At 45.6% G+C, this 17,319-nt stretch carries 16 protein-coding genes and 1 tRNA gene; 6 read left to right on the top strand and 11 right to left on the bottom strand.

Annotated features, from left to right (window positions below; all coding sequences use genetic code 11):
• From pilW to bamB, 5 genes are all read left to right on the top strand, one after another.
• Complete coding sequence (gene pilW / locus DKT75_RS13300; RefSeq protein ID WP_158278869.1) at nt 1-723, top strand: type IV pilus biogenesis/stability protein PilW; 723 nt, start codon at nt 1-3, stop codon at nt 721-723.
• A gap of 65 nt (nt 724-788) precedes the next feature.
• Nucleotides 789-1,805 (top strand): RodZ domain-containing protein, encoded by a 1,017-nt coding sequence (locus tag DKT75_RS13295; RefSeq protein WP_109823924.1) that lies wholly within the window; start codon nt 789-791, stop codon nt 1,803-1,805.
• A gap of 20 nt (nt 1,806-1,825) precedes the next feature.
• Nucleotides 1,826-3,106, top strand: coding sequence for a histidine--tRNA ligase (gene hisS / locus DKT75_RS13290; protein ID WP_109823923.1), 1,281 nt, complete (start codon nt 1,826-1,828; stop codon nt 3,104-3,106).
• Between the two features lie 2 nt (nt 3,107-3,108).
• The gene (locus tag DKT75_RS13285) at nt 3,109-3,720 is read left to right on the top strand and encodes a YfgM family protein (protein ID WP_109823922.1); all 612 of its coding nucleotides are present in this window, start codon (nt 3,109-3,111) and stop codon (nt 3,718-3,720) included.
• Between the two features lie 4 nt (nt 3,721-3,724).
• Nucleotides 3,725-4,924, top strand: a complete 1,200-nt coding sequence (gene bamB / locus DKT75_RS13280) for an outer membrane protein assembly factor BamB (RefSeq protein ID WP_158278868.1) — start codon at nt 3,725-3,727, stop codon at nt 4,922-4,924.
• A 24-nt stretch (nt 4,925-4,948) separates the two neighbouring features.
• Here the strand turns inward: bamB and recJ are convergent, their stop codons facing one another.
• Together recJ and DKT75_RS13270 are read right to left on the bottom strand one after the other, a co-directional pair.
• The gene (recJ, locus tag DKT75_RS13275) at nt 4,949-6,673 is read right to left on the bottom strand and encodes a single-stranded-DNA-specific exonuclease RecJ (RefSeq protein WP_109823984.1); all 1,725 of its coding nucleotides are present in this window, start codon (nt 6,671-6,673) and stop codon (nt 4,949-4,951) included.
• Nucleotides 6,674-6,777: 104 nt separating this feature from the next.
• Nucleotides 6,778-6,854, bottom strand: a tRNA-Pro gene (locus DKT75_RS13270).
• 169 nt (nt 6,855-7,023) lie between these two features.
• Here DKT75_RS13270 and DKT75_RS13265 point away from each other — a divergent pair.
• A complete protein-coding gene (locus DKT75_RS13265) occupies nt 7,024-7,899 on the top strand; it encodes a polysaccharide deacetylase family protein (RefSeq protein ID WP_109823920.1) in 876 nt (291 codons plus the stop codon).
• Here the strand turns inward: DKT75_RS13265 and DKT75_RS13260 are convergent.
• The 9 genes from DKT75_RS13260 to DKT75_RS13220 all read right to left on the bottom strand — a co-directional run bounded on the left by DKT75_RS13260 (nt 7,861) and on the right by DKT75_RS13220 (nt 17,265).
• On the bottom strand, nt 7,861-9,525 hold the full coding sequence (locus tag DKT75_RS13260) for an AMP-binding protein (RefSeq protein ID WP_109823919.1): 1,665 nt from the start codon (nt 9,523-9,525) through the stop codon (nt 7,861-7,863). The genes DKT75_RS13265 and DKT75_RS13260 overlap by 39 nt on opposite strands.
• Before the next feature lie 72 nt (nt 9,526-9,597).
• A complete protein-coding gene (gene pmbA, locus DKT75_RS13255; RefSeq protein WP_211665422.1) occupies nt 9,598-10,938 on the bottom strand; it encodes a metalloprotease PmbA in 1,341 nt (446 codons plus the stop codon).
• Entirely contained in the window at nt 10,938-12,380 is a 1,443-nt protein-coding gene (gene tldD / locus DKT75_RS13250) for a metalloprotease TldD (protein WP_109823918.1), read from the bottom strand. The genes pmbA and tldD overlap by 1 nt, the downstream gene beginning before the upstream one ends.
• A 57-nt stretch (nt 12,381-12,437) precedes the next feature.
• Nucleotides 12,438-13,925 carry a ribonuclease G gene (rng, locus tag DKT75_RS13245; RefSeq protein WP_109823917.1) on the bottom strand — a complete coding sequence of 496 codons (1,488 nt, stop codon included), beginning with the start codon at nt 13,923-13,925 and terminating at the stop codon, nt 12,438-12,440.
• A 23-nt stretch (nt 13,926-13,948) separates the two neighbouring features.
• The gene (locus tag DKT75_RS13240; protein WP_109823916.1) at nt 13,949-14,521 is read right to left on the bottom strand and encodes a Maf family protein; all 573 of its coding nucleotides are present in this window, start codon (nt 14,519-14,521) and stop codon (nt 13,949-13,951) included.
• Between the two features lie 3 nt (nt 14,522-14,524).
• Nucleotides 14,525-14,998: a 23S rRNA (pseudouridine(1915)-N(3))-methyltransferase RlmH gene (rlmH, locus tag DKT75_RS13235; protein ID WP_109823915.1), complete on the bottom strand. Its 474-nt coding sequence runs from the start codon at nt 14,996-14,998 to the stop codon at nt 14,525-14,527.
• A 10-nt stretch (nt 14,999-15,008) separates the two neighbouring features.
• Nucleotides 15,009-15,377, bottom strand: a complete 369-nt coding sequence (rsfS, locus tag DKT75_RS13230; RefSeq protein WP_109823914.1) for a ribosome silencing factor — start codon at nt 15,375-15,377, stop codon at nt 15,009-15,011.
• Nucleotides 15,377-16,003 (bottom strand): nicotinate-nucleotide adenylyltransferase, encoded by a 627-nt coding sequence (gene nadD, locus DKT75_RS13225; protein WP_109823913.1) that lies wholly within the window; start codon nt 16,001-16,003, stop codon nt 15,377-15,379. The genes rsfS and nadD overlap by 1 nt, the downstream gene beginning before the upstream one ends.
• Nucleotides 16,000-17,265, bottom strand: coding sequence for a glutamate-5-semialdehyde dehydrogenase (locus DKT75_RS13220; RefSeq protein WP_109823912.1), 1,266 nt, complete (start codon nt 17,263-17,265; stop codon nt 16,000-16,002). Before DKT75_RS13220 ends, nadD begins: the two co-directional genes overlap by 4 nt.
• Nucleotides 17,266-17,319: the final 54 nt, after the last annotated feature.

The following is a 17,319-nucleotide window of genomic DNA, read 5'->3' as shown; positions in this document are numbered from 1 at the left end:
ATGAACACAAAAATAATAACAATAAAATCATTTACCGTACTTATCTTATGCCTTGCTACTCTCGTAGGGTGTAGCAGCAATGAAAGCCGCCCTGCTCCTAAAAAAGCAGAAGCGGCTGGCTACAACGCAAGACTTGGTGCTGAGTACACTCGAACAGGCCGCCTTAACCTAGCTAACGAAAAACTAAAGAAAGCACTCGATCAAGACCCTAACTCTGGTGAAGTGCACCACTACTTTGCGTTATTGCAGCAGCGCCTTGGTAAAAACCAAGAAGCTGACAAATATTTTCGTCGCGCAATTCGCCTTTCACCAAAAGATCCTCACTTATTGAATAATTATGGCTCTCACCTGTGCAGAAACGGCGACTATCAAGCTGCTTCAAAACAATTTTTAGCTGCAATTAATGATCCGCTTTATACTACGCCTGAATTCGCATACACTAACGCTGGAATTTGCGCGAAAAAGTCGGGGGACACTGTAAAAGCTGAAGCATATTTCCGAAAATCACTCGAAAGAAAACCGACCTTCGGATCCGCACTATTTCAGATGGCAAAGTTAAAATATGAGCAAGGTGATTACTCGCTAGCTCAAGCTTTCCTTCAGCGCTACAACGAGAACAACCACGTAGTACCTGAAACAGTACTGCTGTGCGAAAAAATAAATACACAACTAGGTGATTTAAGCGCTGTTAACCAATGCAGCAGTAAATTATCGAAGAAGTAAATAAAGACTGGTAAGTAGCTTCCATCACTTGATAGCGAAGCAACATAAAACGGAATTAGGCATTCATGGCAACAGAGCAAACAAACGAGTTACCTGTAGCAACTGACGTACTACCGGGTGATTTATCCTCTATCTTTCGTCGCCACAGGGAAGAGCACGGTTTAAACGTAAATCAGGTTGCTGAAGCGTTATGCCTATCGCCAAAAATCATTACGGCTATCGAAGCTGAAAACCTTGATGGGTTGCCTGAGCCTCCGTATGTGCGTGGCTACATACGCAGTTTTGCAAAGTACACAGAGGTTGATCCTACCGATATGATCAACGCTTACGAAAAGTTACGTGGTGCTAAGCCGAACGAACTGGACTACCACTTCAACACCCCTCCTGCGACTAGAAATAAAAAGCGTGGCATGAGCTCGGGGATGTTGAAGCTTGCGTTGCTTATTCTGTTAGTTGGTTTGCTTGCTATATTAAGCATGATACCTAGCGTTAGAGAATGGGCTGGCAATACGTGGAGTTCGTTTTCGGATCAATCTGACCCAGGGTTCACCCTGACAAACCAGAGCGACAACCCTCTATTGACTGGCAATATTCCAGCACCACTACCTATCGGTGGCTCAGCACTTGATGCAACGAACAGTACTGGTACTGGCCAAGCAGTTGTAGGCACTGATGGCAACGTTAGCTTCCCTGGCGTTGGAGATGCTCCAGTATCAGCAGACACACCTGCTACGGCAGATGCAACAGTTGCTAGTACAGACGCTACGGCAGCGACAGAACAAGTAGTAGCTGATGCAAAAGCGACTGATGAAACAGCAGAAGGCACGACAGCAACGCCAGAAGGCAGCAGCGTACTAAAACTAACCTTTAATGATGAAGTTTGGATGCGTATTCGTGACAATGATAAGAAAAAGCTCTTTGAAGCCCTTTCTCAAAAAGGTGAAAGCAAAGAACTCACACTTGCTCGCCCAATGGTTATTCGTGTTGGTAACGCACAAGGTCTTGAGCTAACCGTTGATGGAAAACCGTTTGATATGACACCTTTTATCCGCGGCAGTGTTGCTAACTTTACAATCGAATAACGCAGAAACTTATATTAACTATGGCTAAAGTCATTCAATCGATCCGCGGGATGCACGACATCCTGCCGGATCAGTCAGCTTCATGGCTGCATCTCGAAAACACCATTCGTGAACTTTTTACACAATACGGTTATCGTGAACTTCGTACGCCTGTACTTGAGTCAACAGATCTATTCTGTCGTTCAATTGGTGAAGTTACAGATATTGTTGAAAAGGAAATGTACACATTTGACGACCGAAATGGCGATAGCCTAACGCTGCGTCCTGAGTGTACTGCTAGTTGCGTCCGTGCAGGTATCCAGCACGGACTCATGTATAACCAGCAACAACGAATTTGGTACATCGGTCCAATGTTCCGCCACGAGCGCCCTCAAAAAGGTCGTTACCGCCAGTTTTATCAGGCAGGTATCGAGACTTTTGGTATCGCAGGTCCAGACATTGATGCTGAAGTTATTGCAATCTCTGCGCGTCTTTGGAAGCGACTAGGTCTCAAGAACGTTGAACTACAAATCAACTCATTGGGTAGCAGTGAAGCACGCGCAAAATATCGTGACGTACTAGTTGCCTACTTTGAGCAGCATGAAGCGCTGCTTGATGAAGACTCTAAGCGTCGCATGAAAACTAATCCTCTGCGTGTACTAGATAGTAAAAATCCAGCGATGCAGGAAATGATCGAAGCAGCACCACAGCTTCTAAATCACTTGGATGAAGAATCACAAATTCACTTTGATCGCTTAAAAGAATTACTAGAAGAGATGGAGATCGACTATGTCGTTAACCCTCGCCTAGTTCGTGGCTTAGACTATTATTGTCGCAGCGTATTTGAGTGGGTAACTACTGAGCTTGGCACACAAGGTACTATTTGTGCCGGTGGTCGTTACGATGGCTTAGTTGAACAATTGGGCGGCAAGCCAAACACAGGCCTTGGGTTTGCAATGGGCTTAGAGCGCATCCTGCTATTACTAGAGGAGCAAGGTATTGAAACACCTGACTTTGCACCCAATATTTATGTGGTCACGCAAGGCTCTGATGCTGAAAAGGCAGGACTGAAGATCACAGAAAATTTACGTGATGCACTTCCTAACTTACGCATAACAAACAACTGTGGTGGTGGCAGCTTTAAAGCACAAATGAAACGTGCTGATAAGTCTGGTGCTACTTACGCAATTATTTTAGGTGATAACGAGCTGACTGAAAAAGTCGTAAGCTTGAAACCGCTACGCCTTAAAAGCGAGCAAAGCCAAGTCTCATTTGATGACTTAGCTTCACACCTAGCAACTATAGATTTTGACGGAGAATAATAATGGCTGATGAATTAAAGACTGATGACGAGCGTTCGGAAGAACTCAAAGCTTGGTGGCGTGAAAATGGTACCTCAGTTGCAGTAGGTGTTGCTGTTGCTGTAGCAGGTGTATTTGGTTTTCAACAATGGAAGCAATACAACTTAGACCAAGCTGAAACGGCCTCAGCTCTATTTCAAAAAGCAACGATTGCAACAACTGATAAAGTTAAAGCATTGAACTTTGTAACATCAGAATATAGCTCTACACCTTATGCAGCACTTGCTGCGCTAGCGTCAGCTGCTGAGACTAGTCAGACTGATCCTGCGGCAACTATTGCTTCTTTGAAGGTAGCATTAGATGCAAAAGACAAGAATGTAGCGGACATTGCGACACTTCGATTAGCACGTGTCTATATCGCTGAAGGAAAATTAAGCGAAGCAGAATCTTTGCTGGATACGGGTCTAGCCGTGGCTTACACTTCTTTAGTAGAAGAGATCAAAGGCGACTTATTTGTTGCTAAAAAGGATTTAGACAAAGCACGCACGGCTTATGACAAAGCCATCTCAAGCGCTGACGGAACTTCGGTTCAGTACTTGCAAATGAAGCGTGATAACCTTGGTAAAGGAGCGTAACCACGTGAATAAAAGACTACCCCCCCATGTCTTAAACAGTATTTTGGTTTTATCGGCAAGTATTGGAATTTCCGCCTGCAGCGGTCAATCCTTTCCGGGTAGTCAACTATTAGGCGGGCAACAAAAAGCATCTTATGTTGCTCCCGTGCTAAAACCACTTGAGAAGATTACTAGTACTGCCACAGCAAGTAAGTTGTGGCAGGTTAATACTGGCACCGCTTTAAGCCACGTAAAGATTCACCCATACGCCAATAACATCGCGGTGTATGCGGCAGCTGGTAGTGGTGTTTCTGCTTGGGACAAAAATAGCGGTAAATCGCTATGGAAACAGTCTCTTGGAGAACACATCACCGGTGGTGTAAACGGTGGCGAAGGCTTTGTATTCGCAGGTACTAATAGCGGTAAAGCAGTTGCGTTAGATGCAACTACTGGTGCTATCAAGTGGATTAGCAACGTTGAAACAGAAGTTTTAGCAGTATCAAAAGCGTCATTAGGCGTGGTGGTTGTTCGTACTATTGATGGCAAGCTTCACGGCCTCAACAGCAAGAATGGTGAGATCCTGTGGCAACGTGTTCAGCGCACACCTGAACTTTCACTCTATGGCGCAAGTGTTCCTTTAGTTGTTAGTAATGGCGTCATTGCTGGTTTTGATAACGGCGTAGTTGCGGCTTACGGCCTTAAAACAGGTCAACCAGTGTGGGAAATCAAATTATCAACACAAAAAAGCGGCTCTGAAGTAGACAAGCTTGCTGATATTGATGGTCGTCTAAAGTCATTGGGTACCGCATTATTCACAAGTAACGGCAACGGACGTATTGTTGGCGCTAACATTGGTGAAGGTACGGTTGGCTGGACGAGAGCATTCTCATCATTTACGGGTGCAGAGGCTAATGCTGGTGGTGTTTACAGTACCGATGACAACGGTAATGTTTGGAAGCTGAATCCAAAAAATGGACAGCAAATGTGGAAACAAGATGCTCTTGAAAACCGCCAACCAACAGCACCGACACTGACACAAGACGGTAGTCATATTGTTGTGGCAGATAAGCAAGGAAATATACACTGGATTGCGACACCGAAAGGTAAAATTACTAGCCGCATTTCAGGTGACCCTGCAGGTTACAATACGCCTCCACTTAATAGCGATGGCGTTATTTATACCCTTGGTCGTAGCGGTGTACTAACAGCGACTAAATCTCAGTAACTGCTAGTAGTCATTAAGAAATACTTAGTCCAGCAGTCGCTGCACCATTAGTTGTAGCGATCGCTGGCCATTGTATTCATTCACTGCCAACTGATAGAGCAGATGCGCTTTATCTCCCACTTGAGGCCACGCCTCAGGGTCAACGTTAAATACAATCGCAGGCAATAACGCAGAGTGACCTTTCGCTCGAAGCATAAGCTTAAGATGTACCATCTTTAACACCCTTCGCTCTACAATCTCAAACACATCGTCAAACACTGGTGCGGGAAAACCTTGTCCCCACGGGATGCGTTGAGCCAACTCTTCAGCAGTACTTAAACTATAATTTTCAGTCTCTAGACTGCCGTCACTCAGAACTTCTTCTTGGAACACTTCTGGTTCGGTGTGCTCAGTGACGATCGCCTCTACTGCATCCTTAAACTCAGCAAAGTCATTATTCTTGAGGCTCAATCCGGCCGCCATTGCATGCCCACCAAACTTTTCAACTAAACCAGTATGCTTGGTTGCAACCCGATCAATGACGTCGCGCATGTGAATACCGGGAATAGAGCGCCCAGAACCTTTGATTTCACCTGTCGTACCCGGTGCAAAAATAATACAAGGACGGAAATAACGTTCACGAATACGCGCTGCAATAATCCCGACAACACCTTGATGCCACTCTTCATGAAACAAACAAATAATGGGAGGTAGTTGATCACGATCTAAATCAATCGTATCTAGCTGCTTTAACGCATCTTCCTTCATACCCGACTCTAACTCACGACGCGTACGATTCATTTCATCAAGCTCAGCCGCTAAGTCCATCGCTGTATCAGCGGACTCTGTTAGCAAGCACTCTATACCGAGTGACATGTCATCTAAGCGCCCAGCTGCATTTAATCGTGGCCCACACACAAAACCAAGATCTTGACTCGTGACTTGTTGAGGGTTCTTTTTACCTATTCTTAGTAGCGCCAATACGCCCTGGCTACAATGACCACTGCGAATACGTCGCAAGCCCTGCTCCACCAAAATACGATTATTGGTATCCAATGGTACGACATCAGCAACAGTGCCGAGCGCAACGAGGTCTAACCACTGAACAATATTGGGTGGCGTAACGCCTGAATCAGCAAAATAACTCGTTTTAGATAACACCTGTTTGAACGCTAGCATTAGGTAAAAAACAACACCTACACCCGCTAGGTTCTTTGATGCAAAGTCATCACCGTGCTGATTTGGGTTAACAATCGCTACTGCAGCAGGTGCAGTACGACCCGGCAAATGATGATCGGTAATAATGACGTCGATGCCCAGTGACGCGGCATAATCCACGCCTTCAACACTGGAAATACCATTATCGACCGTAATAATTAATTGTGGGTTATGAGGACTTGCGACATCAATGATTTCTGGCGTGAGACCGTAACCGTATTCAAATCGATTAGGTACAATATATTCAACATGCTGAAAACCAAAACCTCGTAACGCTCTAACGATGAGAGATGTAGCGGTTGCACCGTCTGCATCAAAGTCACCAACGATGAGTATGCGCTCTTGCTGCTTTAAAGCCTCTGACAGACGATCGGTGGCATCGGTTATACCTAACAAGCTTCCAATCGGGTGAAGCTGTTTAAGCTCTGTTGAGAGCGCCTCATCATCTACCACACCACGACTTGCGACTATACGTTGTAACAACGCGGAGCAATTACTTAACTCAGGAAGATCAGTCGGGATTGTGCGGCGGATTAGTGTTGCTTTTGTCATGAGGATACTCAGCGTTGCTATCGGCATTCGCTGTAGAGCACCGATTGGGTTATCGATGATGGCGTATTATTTAGCTAAAAGAAAGCTAACTTAAGAAAGGATACTGGTCGGGACGGCAGGATTCGAACCTGCGACCACCACACCCCCAGTGTGGTGCGCTACCAGGCTGCGCTACGCCCCGATTCAGGCGGAGAATAATACCCGAACTTATAAAATAACGGAAGTGTTAAAATAGTCCACATCAAGCCTAACCATTTATCTGATCGCCTCCCGTTAGTCCTCATTTTACAAGACTTTATAACCGACTGACGGCATTCTTGTCTTATAAATCTAACAATAATGAGCTGAAAATGATTTTTACAGTTGATGTTGAAGACTGGTCACAGTCTGTTCTAAATCGAAATCACCCTGTCACTGAGCGCGTATTACATAGCACTCACAAAGTGATGGACATCCTGTCTGAGAATAATACCAAAGCGACATTCTTCACCTTAGGTAATGTTGCTGAAAAGTTCCCACAACTCATTCAACGTATGACCGAAGAAGGCCACGAAGTCGCCTCTCACGGCTACTCACATCAAAATATCTACAGCATGAGTAGTAAGGAAATGCTGGAAGATATCAGCAAGTCCGTCAAACTGCTTGAAGATGCAGGCGGCCAAAAAGTCATTGGCTTTCGTGCGCCCAACTTCTCCATTCGCGAACACCTTTTCCCTGAGTTCTGCGAAGCGTTAGCGACTAATGGTATTCGTTATGACTCTTCGCTATTCCCGATGAAGGTGATCAAGTACGGTATAGAAAAAAAGTACGATTTAAGTATCTTCAAAGACTACGAAATAGACGAGCACTACTTAAGCTACATCACTGCTGGCAGTTACAAACTGCCCTACTTTGGTGGTGGATATTTCAGACTTTCGCCTTACCAAATGACTCGCTTTTTAAGTAAGCCACTACCAGACTCTTCTGTATTTTATATGCATCCTTATGAAGTGGATGCTGATGAACTGGAGTTTGTAAAAAAAGAATACGGGAAAGTACCCGCTAAATGGCTAATCACTCAGTTTGTAGGACGCAAAGGCGTACCTAATAAATTAAGTCGATTGATTAAAGACTATGACATGACATCGTTTAAGCAGGCTTATTATGCTGAAACGAAAAGCAACGAAACAAGCAGTCAAACACCGGTATTAAGTGCTGCTGGGTTTTCTCAACTCGCGGCGCAATAATCGGCCCGACTTGAAACGTGGTATCTTTTCAACAAATTCAATCTCTTTGGGGCGCTTATAACCACTCAATTTTATTTTACAAAATGCGTGTAGCGCCTCAGTATCATCAAAGCCATCTTTTCCCACAACAAAGAGCTTAACAACTTCGCCAGAACGATCATCTGGCAGACCAACCGCTGCAACATCTTCCACACTCTCATGAGTAAGCATTAGCTTCTCTACCTCACTGGGATAGACAACAAAGCCTGACACATTAACAATATCCCGTAGGCGATCAATTACTTTGACCATACCGGTTTCGGATACCATCGCAACATCACCCGTTCTAAACCAACCATCCTTACACAACGCACCATAAGTTGCTTGTGGCTGCTTCCAGTAACCCAGCATGACCTGCGGACCCCTGGCCCAAAGCTCGCCCTCAGCACCTTGGTTTAACTCGTTACCTCGCATATCTCGAATAGATATTTCGGTTGAAGGCAATGGAACGCCAAGGTAACCGCTATACTTTAATAAACTAAGTGGGTTCGCTGTAATTGCAGGTGACGTCTCAGTCATTCCGTAACATTCTGTAATTTCACAACCGGTTACCTGTGACCAGTTTCGTGCCACTGCTTTATGTATCGGCATACCACCAGAAAGACATATTTTTAACTCGCTAAAGTCCAAATCTTCAAAGCCTTTGGCCTCTAAGAGTTTATTAAATAAAGTACTCACACCCACAAGACTTGAGCAGGCGTTTTTCTCCATGATTTTGACGATGGACTCACAGTCTCTAGCGTCTGCAACCAGTAAACTACAAGCACCCTGCCTGATCGGAAAAAGGAAATTCGCAGTAAAACCAAAGATATGACTAAATGGCATTACAGCCAATGCAGTTCCCTGTAATGAGACAACTGTCGACGTCCATGCGCTCGCTTGTAATACATTGGCATAGAGATTTTGATGACTAAGCATGACCCCTTTTGGAACACCTTCGGTGCCACTGGTGTACTGCAATAACGCAAGGTCATGCGCATTGATTATAGGGTCAGCGTAGATTGAAACAGATGAACGCAGTGCCTGACTAAATGAGACACTATTAGGTAAATGGTAGATGGGAACACGGCCCGCTATCCACTTGTGATAACTGTTCATTGTTAATCGCTTTACAGGCCCTAGCAGGTCTGCCACTTGAGTAACAATAACGGACTCAACATCGGTCTCTGCGATGATACGCGACAACCTTCTAGCACAGTCTTCAAGTAAAACAACTGCGCGGCATCCTGAGTCTTTTAATTGATAGCGCAACTCAGATTGGGTACACAGCGGGTCAATATTAACGACAACGATTCCGGCACGACAAGCAGCGTAAAATGCAACTGGGTACTGCATTAGATTTGGAATCATTAAGGCAATACGGTCGCCTTGGTTCAAATCCAATTGATTGACGAGGTAGCTAGCAAACCGACGACTCAAAACATCAAGCCGTCGGTAGCTCATACTTTTATCAAAGCTAATAAAAGCAGTTTTGTCTGCATTACGCTCCACACTACGGCGGAACATATCTGCAAGCGAAGAAAATTCCCGAAGGTCAATGACCGCAGGAACGCCTTCTTGATATTGGTTTAGCCAGATTTTTTCCAATCCAACCCCTCACGCGCTTAGATTTATTATAAATGCCCTCATTTATAATACGCCAAGGAGGCTGAAATAGCACTACTCTCCTGAGATCATCATTTGCTCAACTAATATAGAGCCAGTCCGCGTTGAAAGTCGCTCATCACGGTCATTACCAATCGCTGCAATATTGCTAAACATGTCCTTCAAGTTACCCGCTATAGTAATCTCTTCCACAGGGTACTGAATAACGCCCCCCTCAACCCAGAAGCCAACTGCGCCACGTGAATAGTCACCCGTGATACCGTTAATTCCACTACCAATTAAGCCAGTAACCAATAAACCTGTATCCATTAGTTTGAGCATTTCATCAAAGTTCTGCCCAGTAGAATCAGCCGTAAAATTACGCAAACCACCCGAGTTTCCAGTCGTTTTTAAGCCTAGCTTACGCGCAGAATAACTGCCTAAAATATATGATTGAACGATCCCATCTTTAACAAAATCACGGTCCTGTGTTGCAACGCCTTCAGCGTCATAAGCAGAACTACTATTTCCTTGATAAATGTAAGGACGTTCATACAAATTAACAAAATCAGGAAATACCTTAGTATCAATACTATCAACCAGAAAGCTGGCTTTGCGGTACAAAGAGCCACCGCTAATCGCTGAGGTAAAGTGCCCCAGCAAGCCACTCGCATATTGAGGCATATATAAAACAGGTGCCTGACGACTCGTTAATTTACGAGCACCCAAGCGAGAAAGTGTTTCTTCAGCCGCTCTTCGACCCACTGACGCTGCACTATCTAACTGATCAGAAAAACGTGAACTGGTGTACCAATGATCACGCTGCATACCGCCACCATCAGCTTCGTTAGCGATCACAGAACAACTCAGTGAGTGTGAGCTACTCGCTCTAACGTCCGCAAAGCCATTAGTATTTGCATACGAACTAATACCGCTGTAAGTCGAAACACTGGCACCATCTGAATTAGTAATACGCGGATCAAACTCACGCGCACTATTCTCACAGGCAATCGCTTGTTCGATCGCTTGCTCAGCGGTCAAGTCCCAAGGGTGATACAAGTCAAAGTCTGGAATATCGGTTGCCATTAGGTCAGCATCCGCAAGTCCTAAGCAGTCATCTTCAGAGGTGTATTTAGCGATATTACAAGCTGCTTTAACCGCATCGCGAATAGCACCTTCCGACAAATCACTGGTACTTGATGCACCTTGGCGCTGACCGAAGTACACAGTCACCCCTAAACCTTGGTCGCGGTAATATTCTAATTTATCAATTTCAGCCATGCGTACATCGACAGATAAACCATCACCTGTGCTAATGCCCACGGCTGCATCACTCGCGCCCAATTTTTTAGCTTCATCGAGAGCTTGCTTTGATAAGTCGAGTAAACGCTGTTTTTGAGAGTCCATTGTTTTCATTATCCTGCCGTCCCGCCAACTGTCATTCCATCAATTTTCAAAGTAGGCTGACCTACTCCTACTGGTACGCTTTGCCCGCTTTTACCACACACACCAACACCTGGATCTAACTCAAGGTCATTACCAATCATGCTAATGCGGTTCATTATTTCAGGGCCATTTCCAATCAACGTTGCGCCTTTAACTGGACGAGTCACCTTGCCGTTTTCAATCAGGTAAGCTTCTGAAGCTGCAAATACGAACTTGCCCGAAGTAATATCAACCTGTCCGCCGCCAAAATTGACCGCATACAAACCATTTTCAACCGACTCAATAATCTCTTGAGGGTCACGCTCACCTGCAAGCATGTAGGTATTGGTCATACGAGGCATTGGCAAGCTATCGTAAGACTCACGACGACCATTACCTGTAGACGCTACGCCCATCAGGCCTGCATTCATTTTATCCTGCATGTAGCCCTTCAGGATGCCGTCTTCGATCAATGTCGTGCACTGTGTTTGCACACCTTCATCATCCACCGTTAACGAGCCACGACGATCTTGCATAGTGCCGTTATCAACAACAGTTACGCCTTTAGACGCTACCTGTTCACCAATACGCCCACTAAATGCTGAAGTACCCTTACGGTTAAAGTCACCTTCTAAACCATGCCCTACGGCTTCATGTAGCAACACACCCGGCCAACCATTACCGAGGACAACTGTTTGCTCGCCCATTGGCGCATCCACAGCTTCTAATTTCATCAATGCTTGTCTAACTGCTTCGTCCACGTAGCCTTTCACACGGTCTGCTTGAGTGAAATAGTCCAAACCAAAACGACCACCACCACCTGAACCGGCACTTTCACGCTTGCCATCTTTTTCAATAATGACCGTCACACCCATGCGTACCAATGGACGCACGTCAGCACTTAAATGACCATTATGATCAGCCACTAACACAACTTCATGAGTCGCCACAATATTAGCCATCACCTGCTCAACATACGGACTAGCCGCACGAGCAGTGGTATCCGCTAGACGCAGTAGCTCTATTTTCTCAACTTCTGTAAGACTATCTAACGGGCTGTGAGCGGTATAGCGTGCGTCAAAAGCAGACTGGCGCTTCCACGCATTAACACGACCATTTTGACCCGCTTTACTAATTGCAGAGGCTGACTTTGCAGACGCCAATAACGCATCAAGGCCGATATCATCAGAATAGGCAAAACCACTTTTTTCGCCGCTGACCGCACGCACACCCACCCCTTGGCTAATGCTGTACGAACCCGATTTAATAATGCCATCTTCCAAATTCCACCCTTCCGAGCGTTTGGATTGAAAATAAAGGTCGGCCAAGTCTGTGCTAGGCCCAACTAGCGCATCAAATACTCGATCTAGCTTATTGGTGTCTAAGTCATACGGGGTCAATAAAGTTGCTTCGGCAACATCCATTAGATTCATATTATTTTGCCTATCGTGCCACGGCACATTACGTTAGTTATTATTTAGACTATGGGACTAAAGTATCACAACATCAAACTGCTCTTGGGTGTACAACGCTTCAACTTGGAAGCGTATCGGCGTACCGATGAACTCTTGCAGCTCTGCCAAACTGTCTGACTCTTCGTCCAACAGTAGATCTACAACGTCTAACGATGCAAGTACCAACAATTCTTTTGCATCAAATTGACGTGCTTCACGCGATATCTCACGGAAAATCTCATAGCAGACAGTGACTGCCGTTTTAACAAAACCACGACCGTTACATACAACACACGGCTCACACAAAACTTGCAGCAAGCTCTCACGCGTTCGCTTACGCGTCATTTCAACCAAGCCCAATGACGACACGCCACTTACCGCTGTCTTAGCCGTATCATGCTCCAGTGCGCGCTCAAGTGAGATGATCACCTGCTTTTTATGTGCTTCGGTCTGCATGTCGATAAAATCGAGGATAATGATGCCGCCCAGATTACGCAGGCGGACTTGCTTAGCAATACCCTGCGCAGCTTCTAAGTTAGTCTTAAATATAGTTTCTTCAAGATTGCGATTACCAACATACCCACCCGTATTCACATCAATCGTGGTCATCGCTTCTGTTTGATCAATGATCAAGTAGCCGCCCGATTTAAGCTGCACCTTACGCTTCAAGGCTTTTTGAATATCATCCTCAACCCCGTACAAATCAAAAATAGGACGCTCACCAGGGTAATGACCAATCTTGCCTTCTAGCTCAGGAATATACGTCTCACAGAACTCATTTAAGCTTTGGGCAGTCTCACGTGAGTCTACTAAAATCTTACCGATCTCATCATTCACCGCATCGCGCAAAATACGCTTGGCTAACGGCAAATCAGAATAAAGCTGTGCGACTTTCTTAGAGCGCGTTGAACGCTCCGTGACTTTCGTCCAGACCCTGTTTAAGAAGCGCATATCCGAACGAATCGCTTCGTCTGACACGCCTTCCGCTACAGTACGAATGATAAAACCAAAGTCGTACTTTTCTTCTTCGCGAATCGTTGCAACCAATGCTTTAAGACGTTGACGCTCTTCTTCAGTCTCAATTTTGCTCGACACACCAATGGTTGGCGTATCAGGCATGAGCACTAAGTAGCGCGAAGGAATGGTGACATAAGTCGTTAAGCGAGCACCTTTAGTACCGAGAGGGTCTTTCACCACCTGCACAATCACTTGACTGCCTTCGTGAAGTACTTGGTTTATTTTGGGCTGCGGCTGATCTTCTTTGCTTAAAGAGTCACCCATGAAATCACCCTTCTTTTTCACCGATAAATCGGACGCATGAAGGAACGCGGCTTTTTCTTGGCCAATATCAATAAACGCCGCTTCCATACCGGGTAACACACGGCTGACACGCCCTTTATAAATATTTCCAACGATGCCTTGGTGAGCATTGCGCTCCACCAGCACTTCTTCTAGAGCACCATTTTCAGTAATCGCGACCCGACACTCTTGCGGGGTGACATTTATTAGTATCTCTGCACTCACAACTCACCACCTAAATTTATTGTTTAATTATATTTGTAGCCTGCTTGTTGCATCAGCTGTGCGGTTTCAAACAGCGGCAATCCCATAATACCAGAATAGGAACCTTCAATACGTTCGATAAAGACAGCCGCCAAGCCTTGAACAGCATACGCGCCTGCTTTATCTTGTGGCTCACCTGTTGCCCAGTAATCTTTGATTTCTGCAACCGATAGCTCACGAAATTTGACTCGGCTAACCGAGGTTGTTTGGTATTTTTCGCCTTTATAGATCAATGCAACCGAGGTATATATCTCGTGCCATTGATTGGACATGTTTAATAACATGCGTTCTGCATCGGCATAATCAACCGGCTTGCACAAAACTTCACCGTTTAATAAGCCTACAGTATCTGAACCGATAACGGGGTTTTCATCACCTTGCTCAATGACACCCTGCTCAGCTTTCTCTAATGCTAAACGTGGCACAAGTTGAACAGCGGTTTCACCAACACGTGGCGTTTCATCAATATCAACAGGATGCTGAATCAGATCAGACACGCCTATCTGAGTTAATAACTCGCGTCGACGAGGTGACGCAGAAGCTAATACTAGAGGCATGATTTAACCTGCTCGATGATAAGGGTGATTTTCTGTAATCGTCCAAGCACGATAAAGCTGCTCTGCAACAATCACTCTCACCATAGGATGAGGGAATGTTAAATTCGACAGCGACCAATGCTCATCTACAAGACGTATGAAGTCGCGAGTGAGACCGTCAGGCCCACCAATGATCAGCGCAATATCCGAGCCGCCCATCATCCAGTCTTCCATACGCTCCGAGAGTTTCTCGGTACTCCAGATTTTACCTAAACCATCCAATGCCACGATATGGCACTTTGGCGGTAACGCCTGACGTATTTTTTCTGCTTCTTTGACTTGAATGTCAGCCGCATTGACGTTTTTGCCACGCTTTTCAGGGACAATTTCTTTCAATACGATCCGGCAATGAGGAGGCATGCGGTTTGCATACTCCTCATAACCTTTTTTCACCCAGTCTGGCATTTTATTGCCGACAGCGATCAAATGAATCTGCATGTCTGAAGAATTACTCTTCGTTTTCTTCGCGAACCGCTGCGATTTTCTCAACAGCTTCAGGACGTTCCCACATCTTCTCAAGCTTGTAATACTCACGAACGTCAGGAAGCATCACGTGAACGATTACCGAGTTAAGGTCAACTAGCACCCACTCACCTTCGCCTTCACCTTCAGTACCCATTGGCTCATCGCCTGCTTCTTTTACAGCAACAGAAACGCCGTTTGCCAAAGACTTAACGTGACGCGATGAAGAACCGCTTGCCAAGATAATGAAGTCAGTCATTGATGACTTACCTTGAATATCAATCACTTGAATATCAATTGCCTTCATGTCATCTAGGGCTTTACGAGCTACTTCTACTAATTTATCTAATTCCATTATGGTATTCTATATAATTGATTTTGCTTAATATAATCATAAACCACATCAGGAACTAGGTAGCGAATACTTCGCCCCTCTTGCTGATGGTGTCTAATATCGGTTGCGGAAATTGACAGTGCCGTGGTCTGTACAAAGTACAATTTACCAGCCGCATTGGCGTGCAGTTCCTGCATATTATCGCTGCGAATGGCTTCTGCCCAAGCTTGCAACGGTTGCGCAGTATAGTCGGGTCGAGAGGTAACTACCAGATGCGCGAGCGATATGATGGTCTCCCATTCATACCATTTGGTAAAATCAAGAAACGCATCCATGCCAATAATCAGCGCCAGAGGCTCTTTTTCACCAAACTCTTCACGAAAAGATCGTAGCGTATCGACCGTATACGACGCACCTTCGCGACGTAATTCACGGTCATCAGCAATGAATAAATCATTACTTTGCACCGCAAGCTCAACCATATCCAACCGCTGCTCTGCACTCGCCAGCGGTTGAGGTCGGTGTGGCGGAATGCTACCCGGCAATAAACGCACCTGCGATAAGGCCAAAGCCTCTACAACTTCTAGCGTTGCGCGCAGGTGTGCGGTGTGAATCGGGTCAAACGTACCGCCACGAATACCTATCATGTACGAATATGGCCATCACCAAACACGATGTATTTAACAGAGGTCAAACCTTCTAAACCTACTGGGCCACGTGCGTGCAGCTTATCCGTACTGATACCAATCTCAGCACCTAAGCCATATTCAAAACCATCCGCAAAACGTGTTGATGCGTTAATCATGACTGACGCTGAGTCTACTTCACGTAAGAAACGACGCGCTTTAGTGAAGTTTTCAGTAACAATAGTGTCAGTGTGTTGCGAGCTATGCGCATTGATATGCACAATAGCAGCGTCCATATCATCAACCACTTTAATGGATAAGATTGGGGCTAGGTATTCTGTATCCCAGTCCTCATCCGTCGCAACAACGCAGTTTGGCAAAATGTCACGAGTGCGATCACAACCACGTAGTTCTAAATCGTGCTCTGCATACAACGCTTCAAGCTTTGGCAAAATCGTAGCGGCAATGGGTGCGGCAACTAACAACGTCTCCATTGTGTTACAGGTGCCGTAACGGTGAGTTTTAGAGTTCACAGCAATCGCTAATGCTTTCGCCTCATCCGCTTGCTCATCAATAAACACATGGCAAATACCGTCTAAGTGCTTGATCACAGGGATCAGTGAATCTGCACTTACGCGCTCAATAAGGCCTTTTCCACCGCGTGGAATGATCACATCAACGCTATCTTTCAGTTTCAGTAACTCACCCACCGCAGCGCGGTCAGTCGTTTCAATCACTTGAACACAGTCAGCCGGCAAGCCTGACGCCTGTAAACCTTGCTGAATACACTCGGCAATCGCCTTGTTTGAGTGAATCGCTTCTGAGCCACCGCGCAAAATCGTTGCGTTACCTGACTTTAGGCACAAAGCCGCAGCGTCAGCCGTAACATTTGGACGTGACTCATAAATGATCCCAATAACACCTAGCGGCACACGCATATGCCCTACTTGGATTCCGCTGGGGCGGTAAGACATGCCTGAGATTTCACCGACGGGATCAGCCAGTCCAGCAATTTGGCGTAAGCCCTCTGCCATACTCGCGATACGCTCATCAGTTAATGCTAGACGATCTAGCAAGGCTGCATCTAAACCTTTGGCAGCACCTGCCTCTAGGTCTAATGCGTTTTGTGTCTTTAAGTAGTCGCCTTTCTCTTCCAATAAGTCGGCAATGACGTTGAGTGCTTTGTTCTTTGTTGCAGCTTCTGCAGCCGCTAGAACGGTAGAGGCACGTCGTGCGTTTTTACCAACTTGTTGCATGTATTCGGCGATAGTTGCTTGTGTCATGGGGTCCTTAAGTTGTTCTATATTAGAGGTCTATATTATTGAACTTGAGAAGTT

This window comes from Leucothrix arctica, from assembly GCF_003172895.1.
Lineage (GTDB): Bacteria > Pseudomonadota > Gammaproteobacteria > Thiotrichales > Thiotrichaceae > Leucothrix > Leucothrix arctica.
Note: the sequence above shows the minus strand (reverse complement) of the source record. Positions and strands in the feature narration are given on the sequence as shown.

Bases quoted from the DNA above. Each gene is read 5' to 3' on its own strand.
- rlmH (WP_109823915.1), bottom strand. From the start codon at position 14,998: ATGCAGATTCATTTGATCGCTGTCGGCAATAAAATGCCAGACTGGGTG.
- recJ (WP_109823984.1), bottom strand. From the start codon at position 6,673: ATGACAAAAGCAACACTAATCCGCCGCACAATCCCGACTGATCTTCCT.
- DKT75_RS13220 (WP_109823912.1), bottom strand. From the start codon at position 17,265: ATGACACAAGCAACTATCGCCGAATACATGCAACAAGTTGGTAAAAAC.
- DKT75_RS13240 (WP_109823916.1), bottom strand. From the start codon at position 14,521: ATGCCTCTAGTATTAGCTTCTGCGTCACCTCGTCGACGCGAGTTATTA.
- DKT75_RS13285 (WP_109823922.1), top strand. From the start codon at position 3,109: ATGGCTGATGAATTAAAGACTGATGACGAGCGTTCGGAAGAACTCAAA.
- pmbA (WP_211665422.1), bottom strand. From the start codon at position 10,938: ATGAAAACAATGGACTCTCAAAAACAGCGTTTACTCGACTTATCAAAG.
- hisS (WP_109823923.1), top strand. From the start codon at position 1,826: ATGGCTAAAGTCATTCAATCGATCCGCGGGATGCACGACATCCTGCCG.
- pilW (WP_158278869.1), top strand. From the start codon at position 1: ATGAACACAAAAATAATAACAATAAAATCATTTACCGTACTTATCTTA.
- DKT75_RS13265 (WP_109823920.1), top strand. From the start codon at position 7,024: ATGATTTTTACAGTTGATGTTGAAGACTGGTCACAGTCTGTTCTAAAT.
- rsfS (WP_109823914.1), bottom strand. From the start codon at position 15,377: ATGGAATTAGATAAATTAGTAGAAGTAGCTCGTAAAGCCCTAGATGAC.
- DKT75_RS13295 (WP_109823924.1), top strand. From the start codon at position 789: ATGGCAACAGAGCAAACAAACGAGTTACCTGTAGCAACTGACGTACTA.
- nadD (WP_109823913.1), bottom strand. From the start codon at position 16,003: ATGATAGGTATTCGTGGCGGTACGTTTGACCCGATTCACACCGCACAC.
- tldD (WP_109823918.1), bottom strand. From the start codon at position 12,380: ATGAATCTAATGGATGTTGCCGAAGCAACTTTATTGACCCCGTATGAC.